The sequence below is a fragment of the Citrobacter sp. VF227 genome, from assembly GCF_052950715.1.
In genome coordinates, this window is sequence record NZ_JBRFVF010000004.1 from 80,752 (window position 1) to 99,509 (window position 18,758).

Annotated in this window: 16 protein-coding genes; 5 read left to right on the forward strand and 11 right to left on the reverse strand. The window is 53.0% G+C overall.

Annotated features, from left to right (window positions below):
• Positions 1-53 precede the first annotated feature (53 nt).
• The 9 genes from recC to rppH form a co-directional block, all read right to left on the reverse strand.
• Positions 54-3,422, reverse strand: a complete 3,369-nt coding sequence (gene recC, locus ACU8YC_RS14930; protein WP_446895491.1) for an exodeoxyribonuclease V subunit gamma — start codon at positions 3,420-3,422, stop codon at positions 54-56.
• A 12-nt stretch (positions 3,423-3,434) separates the two neighbouring features.
• On the reverse strand, positions 3,435-3,758 hold the full coding sequence (locus ACU8YC_RS14935; protein WP_151218282.1) for a prepilin-type N-terminal cleavage/methylation domain-containing protein: 324 nt from the start codon (positions 3,756-3,758) through the stop codon (positions 3,435-3,437).
• Positions 3,743-4,150 (reverse strand): DUF2509 family protein, encoded by a 408-nt coding sequence (locus ACU8YC_RS14940; RefSeq protein ID WP_151218283.1) that lies wholly within the window; start codon positions 4,148-4,150, stop codon positions 3,743-3,745. The genes ACU8YC_RS14935 and ACU8YC_RS14940 overlap by 16 nt, the downstream gene beginning before the upstream one ends.
• Positions 4,147-4,710, reverse strand: coding sequence for a prepilin peptidase-dependent protein (locus ACU8YC_RS14945; RefSeq protein ID WP_151218284.1), 564 nt, complete (start codon positions 4,708-4,710; stop codon positions 4,147-4,149). The genes ACU8YC_RS14940 and ACU8YC_RS14945 overlap by 4 nt, the downstream gene beginning before the upstream one ends.
• Positions 4,701-5,171 (reverse strand): prepilin peptidase-dependent protein, encoded by a 471-nt coding sequence (locus ACU8YC_RS14950; protein ID WP_414078066.1) that lies wholly within the window; start codon positions 5,169-5,171, stop codon positions 4,701-4,703. The genes ACU8YC_RS14945 and ACU8YC_RS14950 overlap by 10 nt, the downstream gene beginning before the upstream one ends.
• A gap of 183 nt (positions 5,172-5,354) precedes the next feature.
• On the reverse strand, positions 5,355-6,149 hold the full coding sequence (thyA, locus tag ACU8YC_RS14955; RefSeq protein WP_151218286.1) for a thymidylate synthase: 795 nt from the start codon (positions 6,147-6,149) through the stop codon (positions 5,355-5,357).
• Positions 6,150-6,155: 6 nt separating this feature from the next.
• Positions 6,156-7,031: a prolipoprotein diacylglyceryl transferase gene (gene lgt / locus ACU8YC_RS14960; RefSeq protein WP_003825606.1), complete on the reverse strand. Its 876-nt coding sequence runs from the start codon at positions 7,029-7,031 to the stop codon at positions 6,156-6,158.
• A gap of 189 nt (positions 7,032-7,220) precedes the next feature.
• Positions 7,221-9,467 (reverse strand): phosphoenolpyruvate--protein phosphotransferase, encoded by a 2,247-nt coding sequence (gene ptsP, locus ACU8YC_RS14965; protein WP_151218287.1) that lies wholly within the window; start codon positions 9,465-9,467, stop codon positions 7,221-7,223.
• Positions 9,468-9,479: 12 nt separating this feature from the next.
• Complete coding sequence (gene rppH, locus ACU8YC_RS14970) at positions 9,480-10,010, reverse strand: RNA pyrophosphohydrolase (protein WP_003825602.1); 531 nt, start codon at positions 10,008-10,010, stop codon at positions 9,480-9,482.
• Between the two features lie 684 nt (positions 10,011-10,694).
• On the opposite strand from rppH, the gene mutH reads away from it, so the two are divergent.
• The 4 genes from mutH to ACU8YC_RS14990 all read left to right on the forward strand — a co-directional run bounded on the left by mutH (position 10,695) and on the right by ACU8YC_RS14990 (position 13,689).
• The gene (gene mutH / locus ACU8YC_RS14975; RefSeq protein ID WP_151218288.1) at positions 10,695-11,390 is read left to right on the forward strand and encodes a DNA mismatch repair endonuclease MutH; all 696 of its coding nucleotides are present in this window, start codon (positions 10,695-10,697) and stop codon (positions 11,388-11,390) included.
• Positions 11,391-11,465: 75 nt separating this feature from the next.
• The gene (locus tag ACU8YC_RS14980) at positions 11,466-12,179 is read left to right on the forward strand and encodes a TerC family protein (protein WP_187253148.1); all 714 of its coding nucleotides are present in this window, start codon (positions 11,466-11,468) and stop codon (positions 12,177-12,179) included.
• Positions 12,180-12,323: 144 nt separating this feature from the next.
• A complete protein-coding gene (gene ygdR, locus ACU8YC_RS14985) occupies positions 12,324-12,542 on the forward strand; it encodes a lipoprotein YgdR (RefSeq protein ID WP_000758660.1) in 219 nt (72 codons plus the stop codon).
• A gap of 106 nt (positions 12,543-12,648) precedes the next feature.
• Entirely contained in the window at positions 12,649-13,689 is a 1,041-nt protein-coding gene (locus ACU8YC_RS14990) for an NADP(H)-dependent aldo-keto reductase (protein ID WP_151224285.1), read from the forward strand.
• An 87-nt stretch (positions 13,690-13,776) separates the two neighbouring features.
• On the opposite strand, the gene lplT is transcribed toward ACU8YC_RS14990, so the two are convergent.
• On the reverse strand, positions 13,777-14,970 hold the full coding sequence (lplT, locus tag ACU8YC_RS14995) for a lysophospholipid transporter LplT (RefSeq protein ID WP_151218290.1): 1,194 nt from the start codon (positions 14,968-14,970) through the stop codon (positions 13,777-13,779).
• A complete protein-coding gene (aas, locus tag ACU8YC_RS15000) occupies positions 14,963-17,122 on the reverse strand; it encodes a bifunctional acyl-ACP--phospholipid O-acyltransferase/long-chain-fatty-acid--ACP ligase (protein WP_187253149.1) in 2,160 nt (719 codons plus the stop codon). The genes lplT and aas overlap by 8 nt, the downstream gene beginning before the upstream one ends.
• A 597-nt stretch (positions 17,123-17,719) precedes the next feature.
• Between aas and galR the strand changes: the two genes are divergently transcribed.
• The gene (galR, locus tag ACU8YC_RS15005) at positions 17,720-18,748 is read left to right on the forward strand and encodes an HTH-type transcriptional regulator GalR (protein WP_446895492.1); all 1,029 of its coding nucleotides are present in this window, start codon (positions 17,720-17,722) and stop codon (positions 18,746-18,748) included.
• Positions 18,749-18,758 lie beyond the last annotated feature (10 nt).

Genomic DNA, 18,758 nt, shown 5'->3' on the forward strand with positions numbered 1-18,758 from the left:
CAGAATGCGCATCATAGTGGAAGCCATTAAATTGCGCAATTTTTATACAACCATCATGACTGATTAAACCGAAAAATCGGTAACAGGTAGTGCTGCGACTGTAAGACAATAGTCTCCAGCGTACCTGCATCCAGTTGACGCCAAAGACGCTGATACCAGATGTCATCGCCTTCGCCACGTACCATCATGTTGCCTTCATAGGCCTGCAGAAACTTACTGCGCGCCTTTTGCAACGTTTCATCGTCATCTAACATGGCATCATTTGCGGCGTCATAACAGGTTTTTATCCATGCGCCTCCGCTTTCCGGCAATACCAGCAACGGTGATGACATGCCTTCCCGATAACCCTCAATGAGTTGCGACAGGTACAGCAGCGCCTGTTCTGCTTCTAGTGGTGGAAAACGCCATTCCCCGTCTTTACGCAGGAATAATCGGCTCTCTCCCATACCGCCACTCGCACAATAGACAAGATGTTCCAGCCAAAGTTGCACGCCCTGCGCAATGCTGATCAAAGATGGGCGCCAGCGCAACAAACCGTCCTCTTGTACCTGCGGCAACCAACCGGTGATTTGCACGCCGTTACAGGTAAGATCGATTTCCATGCTCTGACAAGGCTGACGACAGGCGATAATGCGTTCAGCCAGCGTCTGCATCTCCTGACGCTGCGTATCCCACAGAATTTCGCCAAATGGCCCATAGGGAAGCACGCCCGCCGCACGAAAACGGCGAAACAGTCGTTCAGCGTCGTTCTCTTCAACCAGTGTATTAAGCAATTGCTGATTAAGCTGATAGCGGGTTAATCCCTCAAGGGTGAAAGGTTCCGTGTCCGGGATCTCACTCTCCTCAGAGCGGAAGTTGACCCTCAGACGCATCTGGAAAAAGGCCCGCACCGGATGAGCCCAAAATCGCTGCAGCGTTTCCAGCGTCAGTGTTTCAGGCATCTCAAAGGGAAGAGGCTGAACAAAATCCGTGTGCGCTTTTCCTGACAGGCTCGCCGCAGGTAGCCATTCCCGGGCATAGCTTTGCTGTTCCCCCGGGAGATAGTTTTGCGCGTCGAAGGGCATCCGGGTATGCAAACGAGTAATGTGCGCTTTGACCCTGGCTTCGCTTTCATCACAAGTGAGCGCTTCATCACCCGGTAAATAGTGGCTTTGCCCGATGTAGTCCAGCAACTCCTGCACCAGTACCGACGGGAAGCGTTCGCTGTTGTCCTGAATGGAGCGACCAATGTAGCTGATATAGAGCGTTTGCTGCGCTGAGATCAATGCTTCAAGGAACAGATAGCGGTCATCATCACGACGGCTGCGATCGCCCCGCATCGGTTTTTGACTCATTAAATCAAAGCCCAGCGGCGCAAGCTGGCGCGGATAAACGCCATCGTTCATACCCAGCAGGCACACCACTTTGAACGGAATGGAGCGCATCGGCATCAGCGTACAAATGTTAACGGGACCCGCCAGGAAGCGCTGGCTGATGCGTTCCTGATCAAGGCGCTGGGCCAGCTCATCACGTAACAGAGAGAGCGGTATAGCATCGCCGTACTCGGCCCCTAAACCTTCAGTGATAATAGCCTGCCACTGCTGTTCAATCAGCGTCATCGCCGCTTCGGTATCCGCGTCCGGCAGGAAGAAATCATTAAGCATGTCCCGGCATACGGGCAGCCACTCTTCCAGAGGTCGTTCCTGAGCTAACCCTCTGCGCCAGAGATTTAGCTGCATCAGCAAAGAGGCCAGATGCCCGACCAACTCAGCAATCAAACCGCTGGACTCATCGTAAGGTAATACCGATTGCCACTCGCCCTGCGCACTTTCCATCGCGTAGCCGAGCAGCATACGCGTTAAACCAAATTGCCAGGTATGCTGACCTGTAGGCGGAAGTTCCAGTTCACGCACGTTATCGTCGTCAATTCCCCAGCGAATCCCGGATTCATTGACCCATAAGCGAAGATAGCGCAGCCCTTCTTCATCAATATTGAAACGCGCCGCCAGCACTGGAACATCCAGTAACGCCAGTACATCCTCAGAGACAAAACGGCTATCCGGCAGCGACAGCAGGCTGACAAAGGCTTGTAACACGGGATGGGACTGGCGCGCCCGACGGTCAGAAATCGCATATGGCAGGTAACGCTCGGCTGGCGCACTACCAAAGACCGATTGAATGAATGGACTGTAGCTGTCGATATCCGCAACCATCACGATAATATCGCGCGGCGTCAGCGTTGGATCCGCTTCCAGCATTGCCAGCAGGCGGTCATGAAGAACTTCCACCTCGCGCTGTGGGCTATGGCAGACATGAAAAGTCACGCTGGTATCGTTCAGATCCAGCCTTCGTTTATTGTCGCTACGGGAATATTCCTCCAGCGTAACGCCCGCCACAGCATGGTTTTCGAGTTCCAGAATATCCGATTGAATATTATGCAAAAGATTGTCAGGAGTAATGTCGACAAACGCATCCAGTTCCTGACTATTTTCCAGTTCTGCAAGCAGGTATATGTAGTCGCGCCCCAGTTTGCCCCACGAAGCCAGCATCGGGTTGCCCACGTCCTGCTCACCATCGCTATTGAATAATCCTTCGACTTTCTCACTATCACGAAACAGCGGCAGGTGCCGTTCTTCAAAACTGTGTCGACGCTGACGTGCCACCAGCTTCGCCAGCCAGGCAGGATCTTTAATATCTCCCCAGTAGTAGCGACAAGGGTTGGTAAACAGCAGATGAATATCAATGTGCTTACCCAGCGCCTGCAGTGCCTGCAAATAAACCGGCGGCAACGCCGAAATGCCGCAAATAAATACGCGAGAGGGCAGCCCCTGAGGGCACTCGGACGCACTTTCCAGAGTCTGAATAAATCGTTGGTATAAATTGGCACGATGCCAGCGCGGCTGGCCCATTTCCTCGGTATATTCCACCAGCGCTTTCCACAACGGCGCCTGCCAGTCCTGAGACTCGCCAAGTCCTTCAACCCGTCTTCCCGCCTCCCACTGGGTCAACCAGTCAGGGCGGTAAACTAAATACTGGTCGAAAAGGTCAGCCGCGCGTGAGGAGAGCTGAAACAGCTTACGTTTATCAGTATCGTCCGTCAGATAGTGGCGCAGCAATGCAAAGTCATCGCCATCCAGCAATTGCGGTAACAGCGTCATCAACTTCCAGCTCATGCTCTGCTTGCTGAACGCGCTCTCTTTCGGGATGTCTGGTAGCACACGCACAAACATATCCCAAATAAAACTCGCGGGCAGCGGAAAATCGATGTTGGCGGCAATACTAAACTTCTGTGCAAGAGTCATTTGCAGCCACTGCGCCATGCCGGTGCTTTGAACCAGGATCATCTCAGGTTCAAAGGGGTCGTCCAGCCGCTCGCGCTCAACGATAAATTCCATTAACGCTTCAAGCACATCCAGACGATTGGAGTGGTAGACCCTTAACATAGCGACTCCTGACTACTGACGATTCGGGCAATGCAGACGCATCATCTGACCCTGCCTGCCCAAGGGTGAAGATATTTTAACGTTGATGCTGACACACCCCGCTCGCGTTGTCTGCATTCGGTTAACCTGCCAGTTCACAGGCGATGAAAACTGATACAACTGGGTTTGCTGCCAGGCGTGACGCCAGAGTTGTTGATACTGATTTCTGATGATAAAGCTGTTCATCAGTGCTCGCTGGTATCCCGACAACGCAGTAACAATCATAATCATCAGCGCCATTGCCAGCATCACTTCCGGCAGGCTAAAGCCACGCTGCCTGTTCAGGGGATCTGGCATAACGCTTGATCCTTTAGTGGACAAAAATCGCTCCAGCCATGCGCTAAAAATTCGAGGTTGCCCTCGGTGACAATACCCTGACGCCATAGCGATCCCCCTTCATGATGGGCAATGAGCAGCACGAAATTAATGCTCAGCAGTCGCAGGCAAACTACGGCATCTTGCGTGATATAGCGCCGACACTGCACGGCTTGTTGTATGCTCCAGGGCTGCATACGTCCCCATTCCATAGCAGATTGCAGCACCGCCTGGCGCTGCAAAGCCTGACTTTGCGTGGCCACTCGTGAAGCAAAACTGGCCTCCTGTCTGTTAACGCCTTGCAGCAGTAGGCTACCGAGCACCAGCAGCAACAGGACCATCCCCAGGGATGAAACGCCTCGCTCACGATTCACAGGTTAAATCCTGTCACGCTGTAGACTGCTTCGATAACCTTTTGTGGTTCGCCGTTGCTCACTCCGCGCAAACGCAGAGTAAGGAGTGGTGAATATCCGCTGAGATTCAGTCGTTCAACCTGAAATGCTTCAATCTGTATCGTGGCTGGATCGGTCATTTTCTCCCACCCTTTTCCATTACATCCAGTTGCTCCTCGCAAGGTCTCCAGCACCTTGTCCTGTAAACGAAATCCGATTACATCGGCCTCTTTCGCGGGACTGCTCTCCCAAACGCCGTTGCTGTTGGCATCCCAGCGAGCAATAACGCAGTCGCCCTTCGCCGATATCACCAACCCCTCTCCGACACAGTTTCCCCGGCAATACCCTGCCCGTTGAAGGTGCTTCGCTACGGTGTAGACCCGTTGCCATATTTCATCTTCCAGCGCTAACAGGCGTGTGTTGCGCAGAATCTCTTGCTGCAGTGCCGGTAAAAATCGTACTGAACTAAGCAGTAAAATGCTGCTAATCGCCATGGCGATTAGCACTTCCAGCAGAGAAAAACCTCGTTCGCTTACTGACATAATCTGGCCTCATCGCGCTCACAAAGCCTGATCCGCCCCCAGCCAGACACCACCACGCGCCATTCTCCTGCCGCATTTTTCAGGCGAATATGTCCGGTCCATGCCGTATTGCGCAGGCCAAAAAAGGCCAGTGAAGGGGTTATCTCTGCCATTTCAACATCGTCCCACAATGGCGTAAAAACCAAAGACGAAACAGGTCGACACGTGGTTTGCAAAGCCGCAGAGCTGACAAAACACCAGGATGTGCCATCCCGAACCACGCTGATGACATGATCTCGGTTACGCCAGTTAGCATCGTCACGCAGTTGCAGCAGGTAATCTCTTACCTGGCAGGCGGTCTGCCACAGTCGCTGTTGCTGCTGCCAGCCCTGCCAACCATACAGCCCCGATGCGCCAAGCGCCGCGATGATCAGCATCGCTATCAGGGTTTCAAGAAGCGTGTAGCCTTGTTGTTTTTTCATGCCGCCAGTATGGCGTGAGGAAAATGAATAACGAGCGGGAAATTCGGTTTCTACGGCGAGCTACGGGAAATATTTGTCGCGTTGCAGGCCGTTGCACTATTTCAGGAATCTACGCCGAAGAACGTGATTTTAGATAAAAAAAACCGACGCTTACGGGCGTCGGTTGTGTCAGCATGAAGCTGGTTAGATAGCCACCGGCGCTTTAATACCCGGGTGCGGATCGTAGCCTTCAATTTCGAAGTCTTCGAAGCGGTAGTCAAAGATGGATTCAGGCTTACGTTTGATGACCAGCTTCGGCAGCGCGCGCGGTTCGCGGCTAAGCTGCAGATGCGTTTGTTCCATGTGATTGCTGTACAGATGTGTGTCGCCGCCGGTCCAGACAAAATCACCGACTTCCAGATCGCACTGCTGCGCCATCATGTGTACCAGCAAGGCGTAGCTGGCAATGTTAAACGGCAGGCCGAGGAACACATCGCACGAACGCTGATACAGCTGGCAAGAGAGCTTGCCATCCGCCACATAGAACTGGAAGAAAGCATGGCACGGCGCCAGCGCCATCTTATCCAGCTCACCAACGTTCCATGCGGAAACGATGATACGCCGAGAATCCGGGTCATTTTTGAGCTGGTTTAACACCGTAGTGATCTGGTCAATATGGCGGCCGTCTGGTGTAGGCCATGCGCGCCACTGTTTACCATAAACCGGACCTAAATTACCGTTTTCATCCGCCCATTCGTCCCAGATGGAGACATTGTTTTCATGCAGGTAGGCCACGTTAGTGTCGCCCTGCAAAAACCACAACAGCTCATGAATGATCGAGCGTAAATGGCAGCGTTTAGTCGTAACCAGCGGGAACCCTTCCTGCAGATTAAAACGCATCTGATGACCAAAAATGGAAAGCGTTCCGGTTCCGGTGCGGTCGTTTTTCTGTGTGCCTTCATCCAGCACTTTTTGCATCAGTTCTAAATACTGTTTCATGGTTCCTCAGGAAACGTGTTGCTGTGGGCTACGGCGATACGCCCAAACCATCATAATAATGCCTGCGACAATCATCGGGATTGAGAGAATCTGCCCCATGCTGATGTACTGTACCCAGGTGCCGGTAAACTGCGCATCCGGCTGGCGAAAGAATTCAACGATGATACGAAATGCGCCATAGCCAATCAGGAACAGACCGGATACCGAGCCCATTGGGCGCGGTTTGCGAATGTACAGGTTAAGAATGATAAACAGCACCACCCCTTCCAGCGCCATCTCATAAAGCTGTGAGGCGTGGCGCGGCAACGAGCCATAGGTATCAAAAATAGACTGCCATTGCGGATTAGTTTGCAGCAGTAAAATATCTTCGGTGCGAGAGCCAGGGAACAGCATGGCGTACTTGAAGTTCGGGTCAACGCGTCCCCACAGTTCACCGTTAATAAAGTTGCCCAAACGCCCTGCGCCCAGGCCAAACGGAATCAGTGGGGCAATGAAATCAGAAACCTGGAAGAACGAACGCTTGGTGCGTTTGGCGAAGATAATCATCACCAGGATCACACCGATAAGCCCACCGTGGAAGGACATCCCACCATCCCAGACACGGAACAGATACAGCGGGTTATCAAGGAATAACGGGAAGTTATAGAACAGTACATAGCCAATACGCCCACCGAGGAAAACCCCGAGGAAGCCGGCATACAATAAGTTTTCTACTTCATTTTTGGTCCAGCCACTGCCCGGACGATTAGCGCGGCGCGTCGCCAGCCACATCGCAAAAATAAAGCCCACCAGATACATCAAGCCGTACCAGTGAAGCGCGACGGGTCCGATTGAGAAAATGACCGGATCGAAATCCGGAAAATGCAGATAGCTACTGGTCATCTGTCACCACAAGTTCTTGTTATTTCGCTGAAGTCAGACAGCAATTGATAAGCGCGCCTGCATGATTCAGGCGCTCCAAAGGTGCGAATGATAGCACAAGGGGATCGCAGCGGATGCCGGGAAGATGTAAAAGATCTGTATAAGTAATCTTTACCCCCGTAATGCCTGATAGCGCTAAGCTTATCAGGCTTACAATCCTCCGCGAATCAGCCCCCCCATGCCACGGCGCTCCATAAAGGCCGCCACCTGATGGCGTACTTCTGTCGCCATCTGCGCTTCCAGGCTGCGCTGCGCCAGCGTTTGCGCCTCATCAAAATCGATGTGGCGCAGCAGATATTTAACGCGAGCCACCGAACGACCGTTCATCGACAAATGGCGAAAACCCAGGCCGATCAGAATGGCCACGCACATCGGGTCGCCCGCCATTTCACCGCACAAGCGCAAATCAATGCCGCTTCTTTCGGCTTCCTGTGCAATCATCGCCAGCGCGCGTAACATTCCCGGATGCAGACTGTCATAAATGCTGGCTACCCGCGTATTGTTACGATCGACAGCCAGAATGTACTGGGTGAGATCGTTGGTTCCGACCGAGATAAAATCGATCCGGTTTGTCAGATGCGGCAGCATGAACACCATCGACGGAACTTCCAGCATGATGCCAATGCGCGGTTTCGGGATCGCATAGCCGATCATCTCTTCCACTTCGCGTCCGGCGCGTTCAATCAAACGTCGCGCTTCGTCGACTTCATCAATGCTGGTTACCATCGGCAACAAAATGCTTAGGTTGCCGGTTGCCGCGTTGGCACGCAGCATCGCTCGAACCTGGATCAAAAAGATCTCCGGTTGATCGAGCGTGATGCGGATCCCACGCCAGCCGAGGCACGGGTTTTCTTCACTGATCGGCATGTAGGGCAGTTGCTTGTCGGCACCGACATCCAGCGTACGCAGGGTCACCGGCTTGTCGTTAAACATTTGCAGCATGCCCTGGTACTGCGCAACCTGTTCTTCTTCTGAAGGAAAACCGCTTTGCAGCATGAACGGAATTTCGGTGCGATACAGGCCAATACCGTCGATCCGGCTACCCAGCTTCTCTTCATGCTCCGGGCTGAGACCCGCATTGAGCATCACCTTCACGCGCTCGCCGCTTTTTAACTGTGCAGGTTGGTTGACGTCGTCTTCCGCCAGGCGGCTCAGTTCAACTTCTTCACTGATAAGACGCTGGTATTCCTGGATCAATACCGGTTCCGGATCGACCAGCAGTTCACCGCGATAACCGTCCACCACCAACGTACGGCGATGCAACACCGACGGCTGGATATCGGCCCCCATGACGGTAGGGATACCCAGCGCGCGAACCATAATTGCCGCATGAGAGTTGGCTGCGCCATCCCGGACAACCACGCCGACTAAACGGTCCTGAGGAAGTTCCGCCAGCGTGGTGGCGGAAAGCTCATCCGCCACCAGCACAAAGCGTTCCGGCCAGGCATTCGGTCCCTGGACTGAATCGTCAAGATGGAACAGCAGACGCTGACCCAGCGCGCGTAAATCACCGGCGCGCTCTTTAAGATAGTTATCGCTCAGCGCGGCGAACTGTTCGGCAAACTTTTCGATGATCGTTTTAACGGCCCATTCGGCCACCGAGCCATTATCCACTTCCGCAAATAGCTCGCGGCGCAAACGGGTATCGGAAAGCAGGTGCGAGTAGAGATCAAAGATCGCCGCCGTTTCTTTCTGCGCCCCGGCGGTAAAGCGTTTGCTGTAGCGGCGGAATTCGTTCGCCGCTTCCTCCAGCGCACCGGTGAGTCGCTCGCGCTCAAGCACCGGATCCAGCGTTGAAGCCTGATAGACCTGCTCCATCAGCGGCAGCGTCGCGTCCTGCCAGCCTTCGGCTATCGCCACGCCGGGGGCGGCAGGCAATGCACGAATGCGCGTTTGCCGATATTGACCGAACAGCGCATTTAGCTGCGATTGCGAAAGAATAGCCGCCATTTGCGTGGCGAGCGTGACGAGGAAAGACTCTTCACTTTCATCGTACTGGCGCAATTCGCGCTGCTGTACCACCAAAACGCCTAAAAGCTGGCGGCGCTGAATGATCGGTACACCTAAGAACGCCCGAAAACGCTCTTCTTTTACCGAAGGAATGTATTTAAAGCTGGGATGTTTTTGCGCATCAGCGAGGTTGATAGGTTCCGCCAGCCTGCCAACCAGGCCAACGATACCTTCATCAAACGCGAGTGCGACAGTGCGACCACGCGGTTTTTTTAGTCCCCGGGTCGCCATGAGGTAATAACAACGTCGATCGTGGTCAGCCAGATAAACCGAACAGACCTCTGTATCCATCGCAAGACAGATGTCAGTAACCAGAATATTCAGCGCTTCATTCAGACGCGGAGCACTGGCCACCTTTTCGACTATTTCGCGCAGGCGGGTGAGCATAATTTGCGTAGCTTAACCTCTTTTACGTCTGTACGCAGGTGCGCTTTGCGGCTTAGGAGTGCTCTCCTGAAGCGCCATGACAACACTTGCGAATTCTTTCATCACCCTGCGATAGACATCGCGTTTAAATGACACCACCTGTCGAACCGGATACCAGTAACTCACCCAGCGCCAGCCGTCGAACTCAGGTGTACTGCTGGTTTGCATATTAATTTCAGCATCGCTGCTGACCAATTGCAGAAGAAACCATTTTTGTTTCTGGCCGATACAAACCGGCTTCGTGTCCCAACGCACCAAACGTTTCGGTAACTTGTAACGCAACCAGTTACGAGTAGAAGCAAGGATCCGTACATCTTTACGGCTGAGCCCCACTTCTTCAAAGAGTTCCCGGTACATCGCCTGCTCTGCTGTCTCTCCTGCGTTTATCCCACCTTGCGGGAATTGCCAGGAGTGCTGACCAAATCGCCGGGCCCACATGACCTGCCCCTGGCGGTTACAAATTACTATCCCTACATTCGGGCGGTAGCCATCGTCATCAATCACCGGACTACCTCAACATAAACCTTATATACAAACGATTGTTTCACACTCCTGAGGGGCGGTAAACCACTCTGTTAAGGGTGCGATATTCTAATAACAATTGAATAACTCACAGTTAAGGGCAGAGTTATAAACAGAAGAAGGGCAACGAAGGCGATTTTATTCACCTTTTCTGTGGATATAGTTGTGAAGAAGTACGGAATTACTATGGGAAAACCCAGAACAGTCCGAATAAGACATTCGTCACAGAGTAAAAATAGTCTTCTATATTCATCAAGTTAAAACCATTCAGCGCAAATAAACGCATGGAAATGTGATATGCATCACGCACACGATCTTCAGGCTGATGAAAGATCGACCAGCGTCGGTTTTATCCACAGATTATGCCAATAAGTTAGGCACAATTTGTGTGAAAATTCGATTTTCGTCGCACGTCAAGGCTGTAAATTGAAACAGTAGTAGGGGTTTTTCACAGTTATCCCATCTTTCTGTGGATAACATGGTGTAAGATCCTGTTCATTGTCAGTGACCAGAATTGGAAAACCCGCTTCGCTGTTGCGCAACTCTGCGCAAGTGAATTTAAAAACCAATATAAATCATAGAATTGAATAAAGCATGTGGAAAAAGATAAACTCTATCCACACGGTATAAAATCATTGCTCATTTTTTCACCTAAGGGTCATCCCGATGTCAGAACTGCATCCGTTGCTTTCTCCACCTGAATCTGAAGCCCAATTGCTGAGCCAGGCGCGGCAGCTTTCAGGCTACACGTTGGGAGAGTTGGCGGCGATGGCGGGGCTCGTCACGCCAAAGGATCTTAAGCGCGATAAAGGCTGGATTGGCGTGCTACTGGAAATCTGGCTCGGCGCCAGCGCGGGCAGTAAACCGGAACAGGACTTCGCAGCGCTGGGCGTGGAGTTGAAGACAATCCCTGTGGACAATCTTGGCAGACCGCTGGAAACCACCTTTGTGTGCGTTGCGCCATTAACCGGCAATACCGGCGTCACCTGGGAAACCAGCCATGTGCGGCACAAACTTAAACGCGTCTTGTGGATCCCGGTAGAAGGCGAACGCAGCATCCCGCTGGCTGAGCGCCGCGTCGGTTCTCCCCTGCTATGGAGCCCGAGCGAAGAGGAAGACCAGCAATTGCGTCTGGACTGGGAAGAGTTAATGGACATGATTGTGCTAGGTCACGTCGAACGCATCACCGCTCGCCATGGGGAAGTACTGCAACTGCGTCCTAAGGCCGCTAACGCCCGGGCGCTTACCGAGGCCATTGGCGCCCATGGCGAACCCATCCTGACCCTGCCCCGCGGTTTTTACTTGAAAAAGAACTTCACCCGCGCATTGCTTGAGCGACATTTCTTATTCCAGGCGCAATAGCCTCCTCCGGCCTTTCACCCGCTGCGTTACGAGCCTATAATTACCGCTTCTTTTTTTTTGGCAGGACTTTGTTCGATGTTATTTGCATGGATAACCGATCCTAACGCCTGGCTTGCGCTCGGTACGCTGACGCTGCTGGAGATCGTTCTTGGGATCGACAATATTATTTTCCTCTCTCTGGTTGTAGCTAAACTCCCGACAGCGCAACGCAATCATGCCCGACGTATTGGGCTTGCAGCGGCGATGATCATGCGTCTGGCACTGCTGGCCTCTATCGCCTGGGTAACGCGGCTGACAAACCCGTTATTCGAAGTGTTTGGTGAGGAGATATCCGCACGCGACCTGATCCTTCTACTGGGGGGATTGTTCCTGATCTGGAAAGCCAGTAAGGAGATCCACGAATCCATTGAAGGTGAGGAAGAGGGGCTGAAAACCCGCGTATCTTCTTTCCTGGGCGCAATTGTGCAGATCATGTTGTTAGACATTATCTTCAGCCTGGATTCCGTAATTACTGCGGTTGGCCTGTCTGACCATCTGTTTATTATGATGGCGGCGGTGGTGATTGCCGTAGGTGTGATGATGTTTGCTGCACGTCCGATTGGCGAGTTTGTCGATCGACACCCTTCGGTGAAAATGCTGGCACTCTCGTTCCTGATTCTGGTCGGTTTTACGCTAATTCTGGAAAGTTTCGACGTCCACGTTCCGAAAGGATATATCTATTTCGCCATGTTCTTCTCTATCGCGGTAGAGACCCTGAACCTGTGGCGTAATAAAAAAAATCCGCTCTGATAAAATTCATCGCTCCCCGCAAGGGGAGCGAATGCCCACCACACCTACCTCTTCTCACAGTTTAAGATTTTACTGCTTTCACCCTGCACAACTTCGCGTTATTACTAAACTATTGAAAGACGCAGGCCATGTGAGGATAAGCAGATGAAAAAATGGGCAGTTTTGATTTCCGCCGTAGGACTGGCTTTTGCCGTTTCCGGATGCAGCAGCGATTATGTAATGGCGACAAAAGATGGTCGAATGATCCTGACCGATGGAAAACCAGAAATTGACGATGATACCGGTCTGGTGAGCTATCACGACCAGCAGGGCAATGCGATGCAGATTAACCGCGATGATGTGTCTCAAATCATTGAACGCTGATGGTTGAGGTCAGCAGCGCGCTGGCCTTAACAATTTTACTTCCCTTTTTCTCTTCCCTCAGCCATTTTTATAATCCTTATGTCGTGATTATAAAAAGGAAACGGCTATGCAATATCACCGTATACCCCACAGCTCGCTGGAAGTCAGTACACTGGGGCTGGGCACAATGACGTTTGGTGAACAAAACAGCGAAGCCGACGCCCATGCACAGCTCGATTATGCCGTCGCTCAAGGCATAAATTTGATCGACGTTGCCGAGATGTATCCGGTTCCGCCGCGTCCTGAAACCCAGGGTCTTACTGAAACATACGTAGGTAACTGGCTTGCCAAACATGGCAGCCGTGAAAAGCTGATTGTGGCTTCTAAGGTCAGTGGACCATCACGTAACAACGACAGCGGCATTCGCCCGAATCAGGCGCTGGATCGTAAAAATATCCGTGAAGCGCTGCACGACAGCCTGAAAAGGCTGCAAACCGATTATCTGGATCTGTATCAGGTTCACTGGCCACAGCGCCCGACCAACTGCTTTGGTAAGTTAGGCTACAGTTGGACGGACTCCGCCCCGGTCGTTTCCCTGCTGGACACGCTGGATGCATTGTCAGAGTTTCAGCGTGCCGGGAAAATTCGCTACATCGGCGTGTCCAATGAAACCGCGTTTGGCGTAATGCGCTATCTGCACCTGGCGGACAAACACGATCTGCCGCGTATCGTCACCATCCAGAACCCCTACAGCCTGCTGAACCGCAGCTTTGAGGTTGGACTGGCGGAAGTGAGCCAGTATGAAGGCGTTGAACTGCTGGCATACTCTTGTCTGGGCTTCGGTACGTTAACCGGTAAATACCTGAACGGCGCGAAACCTGCCGGCGCACGCAATACGTTGTTTAGCCGCTTCACACGCTACAGCGGCGAGCAAACGCAAAAAGCCGTCGCTGCCTACGTCGATATCGCGAAACGCCATAATCTGGATCCTGCGCAAATGGCGCTGGCATTCGTGCGGCGTCAGCCGTTTGTCGCCAGCACCCTGCTGGGCGCCACGACGATGGAGCAGCTAAAAACCAACGTTGAAAGTCTACATCTGGAGTTGAGCGAAGAGGTATTGGCAGAGATTGAAGCGGTGCATCAGGTGTATACCTATCCTGCACCGTGATGATGTGTACCTGATGGCGCTGCGCTTATCCGGCCTCCATATCGTTCTTGCTGTAGGCCGATAAGACAACGCCGCCATCCGGCAATGTTACCGGCGGCGCTGCCAAATCCACAGCGCCGCAATCGCCAGCGCAAACAGCGCGCCAAACCCAATCCCAATCGCGACCGCCGGGATCCCCACCAGAACCGCCAGTGAGTAAATACCCAGCATCAGCAGCATCGCGCTGTTTTCGCCCAGGTTTTGCACCGCAATCGCATTGCCCGCACCGACGCTTTTCTTACCCCGCTCCTGCAGTAACGCATTCAGCGGCACCACAAAGAACCCACCACACACGCCGATAAGCAGCAGCAACGCGTAGGCCGGAAGCAGCGAATGTTGAAGAGAAAAAATCAGCACCACGACGCCGATCAGTATCCCCGCAGGCATACAGCGCGACACAGTTTCCAGCGTCACCAGTTTCGCAGCCGCCCCTGCGCCGACAACAATCCCGATCGCTACCATGGCATTGAGATAGGTAGGCGTGGCGTTATCGGTGATGCCGAGCGCCACCGGAACCCACAGCACCAGCAGAAAACGCAGCGTGACGCCCGCGCCCCAGAAAAGGCTGGTTCCGACCAATGAGAAACGCGTTTCACCATTGCGCCACAGTGAGGTTGCGGCACAGAAAAAACTGCGCGTCATTTTGCCCAGATGCCAGGACTGGCCTGGGCGAGCCGCGGCGAGCTTCGGAATATACACGTTAGCGACCACCGCGCCTGCATAGGCCAGTGCACAAGCAGAAAGCGCAGCAATCACGTGCCAGTCGGCCAGAACGCCGCCAGCGACGGACCCGAGCAAAATCGCAGCAATGGTGGAAGCTTCCATCAGGCCGTTGGCTTTCACCAGTTTGTCGCCGGTGGTCAGTTCACCGAGAATGCCATACTTGGCCGGTGAATACGCCGCCGCGCCAATCCCCACCAGCGTGTACCCGAGGAACGGATTAATGCCAAAGCAAATACTCGCCGCTCCCAGCAGCTTCAGGCCGTTCGCGAACATCATCACCCTGCCTTTGGCAAAGCTATCCGCCACCTGTCCAACAAAGGGCGCAAACAGAATGTAAGCGCCCACAAACACCATCTGGAGGATTGGCTGACTCCAGTCCGGATAAAATTGCTCCTTCAGCAGCGCCAGTGTAGCAAACAGCAACGCGTTATCGCCAAACGCCGACAGAAACTGCGCGGCGATCACGGACATCATCCCTTTGGACCAGATTGACGTGTTAGTGTGCACTGACTCACTCATGTTGTTTTTCCGCCTCGTCGACCCAGCTTTTCAGCGTAACAAAATCCGGCTTACCGCTGCCAAGTAATGGAAGTTGCTTCAGGTGGCGTATATCACGCGGTACGGCGAGTTCAGGTACGCCGTGCGCCCGCGCATACTGCTGTAGTTTTTCTCGCGTGAGTTCGCTGTCGGTAGTGAACAGCACCAGGGCCTCACCTTTGCTGACATCGCTCTTGATCGCCGTGGCATGCATTTTGTCTGCAGACACCGCCAATGCCAGTTGCTCAACCATTTCCAGTGAGACCATCTCTCCGGCAATTTTCGCAAAACGTTTGGCGCGCCCCTGGATCTGGACAAAGCCGTTTTCATCAAAGCGCACAATGTCTCCGGTGTCGTACCAGCCGCGCTCAATCTCACCCTGCGCATTTTCTGCCGTCGGCACTTCCAGCACGCCCGGTTTTTCAACGCGCAGATAGCCGCTCATGATATTAGGACCTTTCAGTTGTAAACGCCCACCATCCTCAATGCCCGGCACGGCCAACAGTCGGGCATCCATACCAGGCAGGATACGCCCTACCGTGCCGGATTTTGCCGCCATCGGTACGTTGATCGACACCACCGGCGCACATTCCGTCACGCCATAGCCTTCAAGAACGCGCAGGCCAAATTTCTCCTGCCACAGCTGCTTTGTGCTGTCCTGCAGTTTTTCCGCTCCCGCTACCACATAGCGCAGGCGGTGGAAGTCATACGGATGCGCGAAACGCGCATAGTTGCCGAGGAACGTTGACGTACCAAACAACACGGTGCAGTTCCGGTCATAGACCAGCTCCGGCACAATGCGGTAATGCAGCGGGCTGGGATAAAGAAACACTTCTGCGCCGGTCAGTAATGGCGTGAATAATCCCACCGTCAGGCCAAAAGAGTGGAACAGCGGCAGCGCCGACATAAAGCGGTCATCGGCGGTGAAATCGGCAATCGTTTTAATCTGCTCAACGTTCGCCAGAATGCTCTTGTGGCTGTGGACCACACCTTTCGGATGGCCTTCCGAACCAGACGTAAAGAGGATCACCGCAGCCTCTTCCGGCTGCTGCTTTACCTGTGCCAGATGCGGAGCCAGCAGATGTGAGAAGATCCACAGCTTATCGCTAAAGGTCACATCAGCTTTTAAGTCTTCCAGATAAACCCAGCGCACCTGGGTAAGCTGTTCAGGCAAGTGCCAGAGTTTGCCTTTATCGAGAAATTGTCGGGAAGTGAAGATCGTTTTGATTTCGGACGCAGTAATGGCGCTGGTCAATCCCTTCACGCCCGCGGTGTAGTTCATCATGGCCGGAATGCGTCGACGCGCAATCGCGCCAAAAATAACCGCTGCGCTGATCCCCGCATTTGGCAGCATCAGGCCGATTTTTTCGCCTTCGGCGCTATATTTCTCCAGAATACGGGCCACAAAGAGTGTCTTCGTCAGCAATTTGCGGTAGCTGTCCGGCGTAAAGTTAACATCTTCAATGCAGTTTTTGCCTGCGCCAAAACGGTATTTTGCCGCCAGTAGCGACTCGTACAGCGTTTCACGCGGGCGTACCGCCATGCGGGCTTCCATCATAATTTGATGCAGCATTTCACCGGCGATTTTACGGCGATCGCGAGCACGCGGCGCTTCCGGCATCGGCATTTGGGTCGGCGGCAAGATATGCAGTTGAATACGCGGAAAAAATCGCTGTTTAACCAGACCTTTCAGGCGGCTAAAGCGGGTAAGCTCTGCGCCCTCGATGCGTACAGGAACGACCGTCGCTCCCGACTTAGCGGCAACAAACCCGGCACCATCATATATTTTCATCAACGAACCGGTGGTAGAAATACGCCCTTCCGGGAAAATAACCACCGGACGACCCTGTTCGACCAGGCGAACCAGATGCTTAATCGACATCGGTTTGGTTGGGTCTAACGGCACGAAATCAATCAGCGGGGTTAGCCAGCGCATATACCATTGCTGGCTGATCGAGGTGTAAACAGCAAAGACGGGACGAATCGGTAAAAAGAGTGCCAGCAGGATGCCGTCTATAAATGAGACATGGTTGGGAGTGATTAGAACGCGTTCTCCCTGTAGCGCGCTGACATCGCCCGTGACGCGAACGCGGAAAAGCACGCGAAACAGATTACGAAAAAGGCCAAATAGCATCTCAACTCCCTGTGCCATTAATTATATAACCATCAATGGTGGGAGAGTATACGAGTTGGAGAAGGGGCGCGACAGATTACTGGTAAATACAATCCGAAAAAAAACCTGCGCATCCGCGCAGGTCGGTGCAAGAGACAGGTACGAAGTGCGTACCGAATAATCTCACCAATCAATACCTCTGGGATCTTGATTGTGGTCGTCAGCAGCCAGATACGCCAGCGCGAAAACGCAAAGGAATGAACCCAAATGCAACGAGTTGTGTAAATTATCGGTTACTGTTACAGACAGGCTGAAAATAAAAAAAACCTGCGCATCTGCGCAGGCTGGTGTAATTCTAGTGATCAACCCGAAAGTTGATTTCACCTATCAATACCTCTGGGATCCCAACTCTAGCAATCCGCTCCGTTCTCCCACCAGCTAACAATCGCAACAGCGCATCGCAAAGTGTAAGCAAAAATTAGCATTTCCTGTTTTTCTGTCTTGCCTCGCTCGCGCGCGCTCACATTTGCGACGTCCTGACGGGCAATCTGCTTGAACAGTCAGCCATTTTCCGTAACACTGACGGAATGTAAGCGTTTACCCACAACAGGTACTATCATGGCGACCATAAAGGATGTAGCCCGACTGGCTGGTGTATCAGTCGCCACCGTTTCTCGCGTGATCAATGACTCCCCTAAAGCCAGCGAAGCATCGCGTCTGGCCGTAACGAGTGCAATGGAATCACTCAGCTACCACCCCAATGCCAATGCGCGGGCGCTGGCACAACAATCAACAGAAACCATCGGCCTGGTGGTCGGTGATGTGTCCGATCCATTCTTTGGGGCAATGGTTAAAGCTGTCGAGCAGGTGGCCTATAACACCGGAAATTTTTTGCTGATTGGCAACGGCTACCATAACGAACAGAAGGAACGTCAAGCGATTGAACAGCTCATTCGCCACCGCTGTGCAGCACTTGTTGTCCATGCCAAAATTATCCCGGATGCTGAACTGGCTTCATTAATGAAGCAAATCCCCGGTATGGTTTTGATTAACCGAATTCTTCCGAGATTCGAACAACGCTGCGTTGCCCTCGATGACCGATTCGGCGCGTGGCTCGCTACCCGACACCTTATTCAGCAAGGCCATACGCGCATCGGTTATCTGTGTTCCAATCACACGATTTCAGATGCAGAAGATCGTTTGCAAGGCTATTACGACGCGCTGGCGGAGAGCAATATACCGGTAAGCGATCGGCTGGTGACATTCGGCGAACCGGATGAAAGCGGTGGTGAACTGGCAATGACCGAGTTGCTTGGCCGTGGCAAAAACTTCACTGCGGTAGCCTGCTACAACGACTCAATGGCGGCTGGCGCCATGGGCGTATTGAATGACAATGGCATTGATGTGCCGGGAGAAATATCGCTGATTGGCTTTGATGACGTGCTAATTTCCCGCTATGTTCGCCCACGTCTGACCACAGTACGCTATCCCATCGTGACGATGGCCACCCAGGCCGCCGAACTGGCACTCGCGCTGGCGGAGAAGCGTCCCGAGCCTGAAATTACCCACATCTTTAACCCAACTCTGGTGCGTCGCCATTCCGTTTCGACGCTGACAGAGCCAGGGAATTCAACGTCAAACGATTAACCAGGATTGC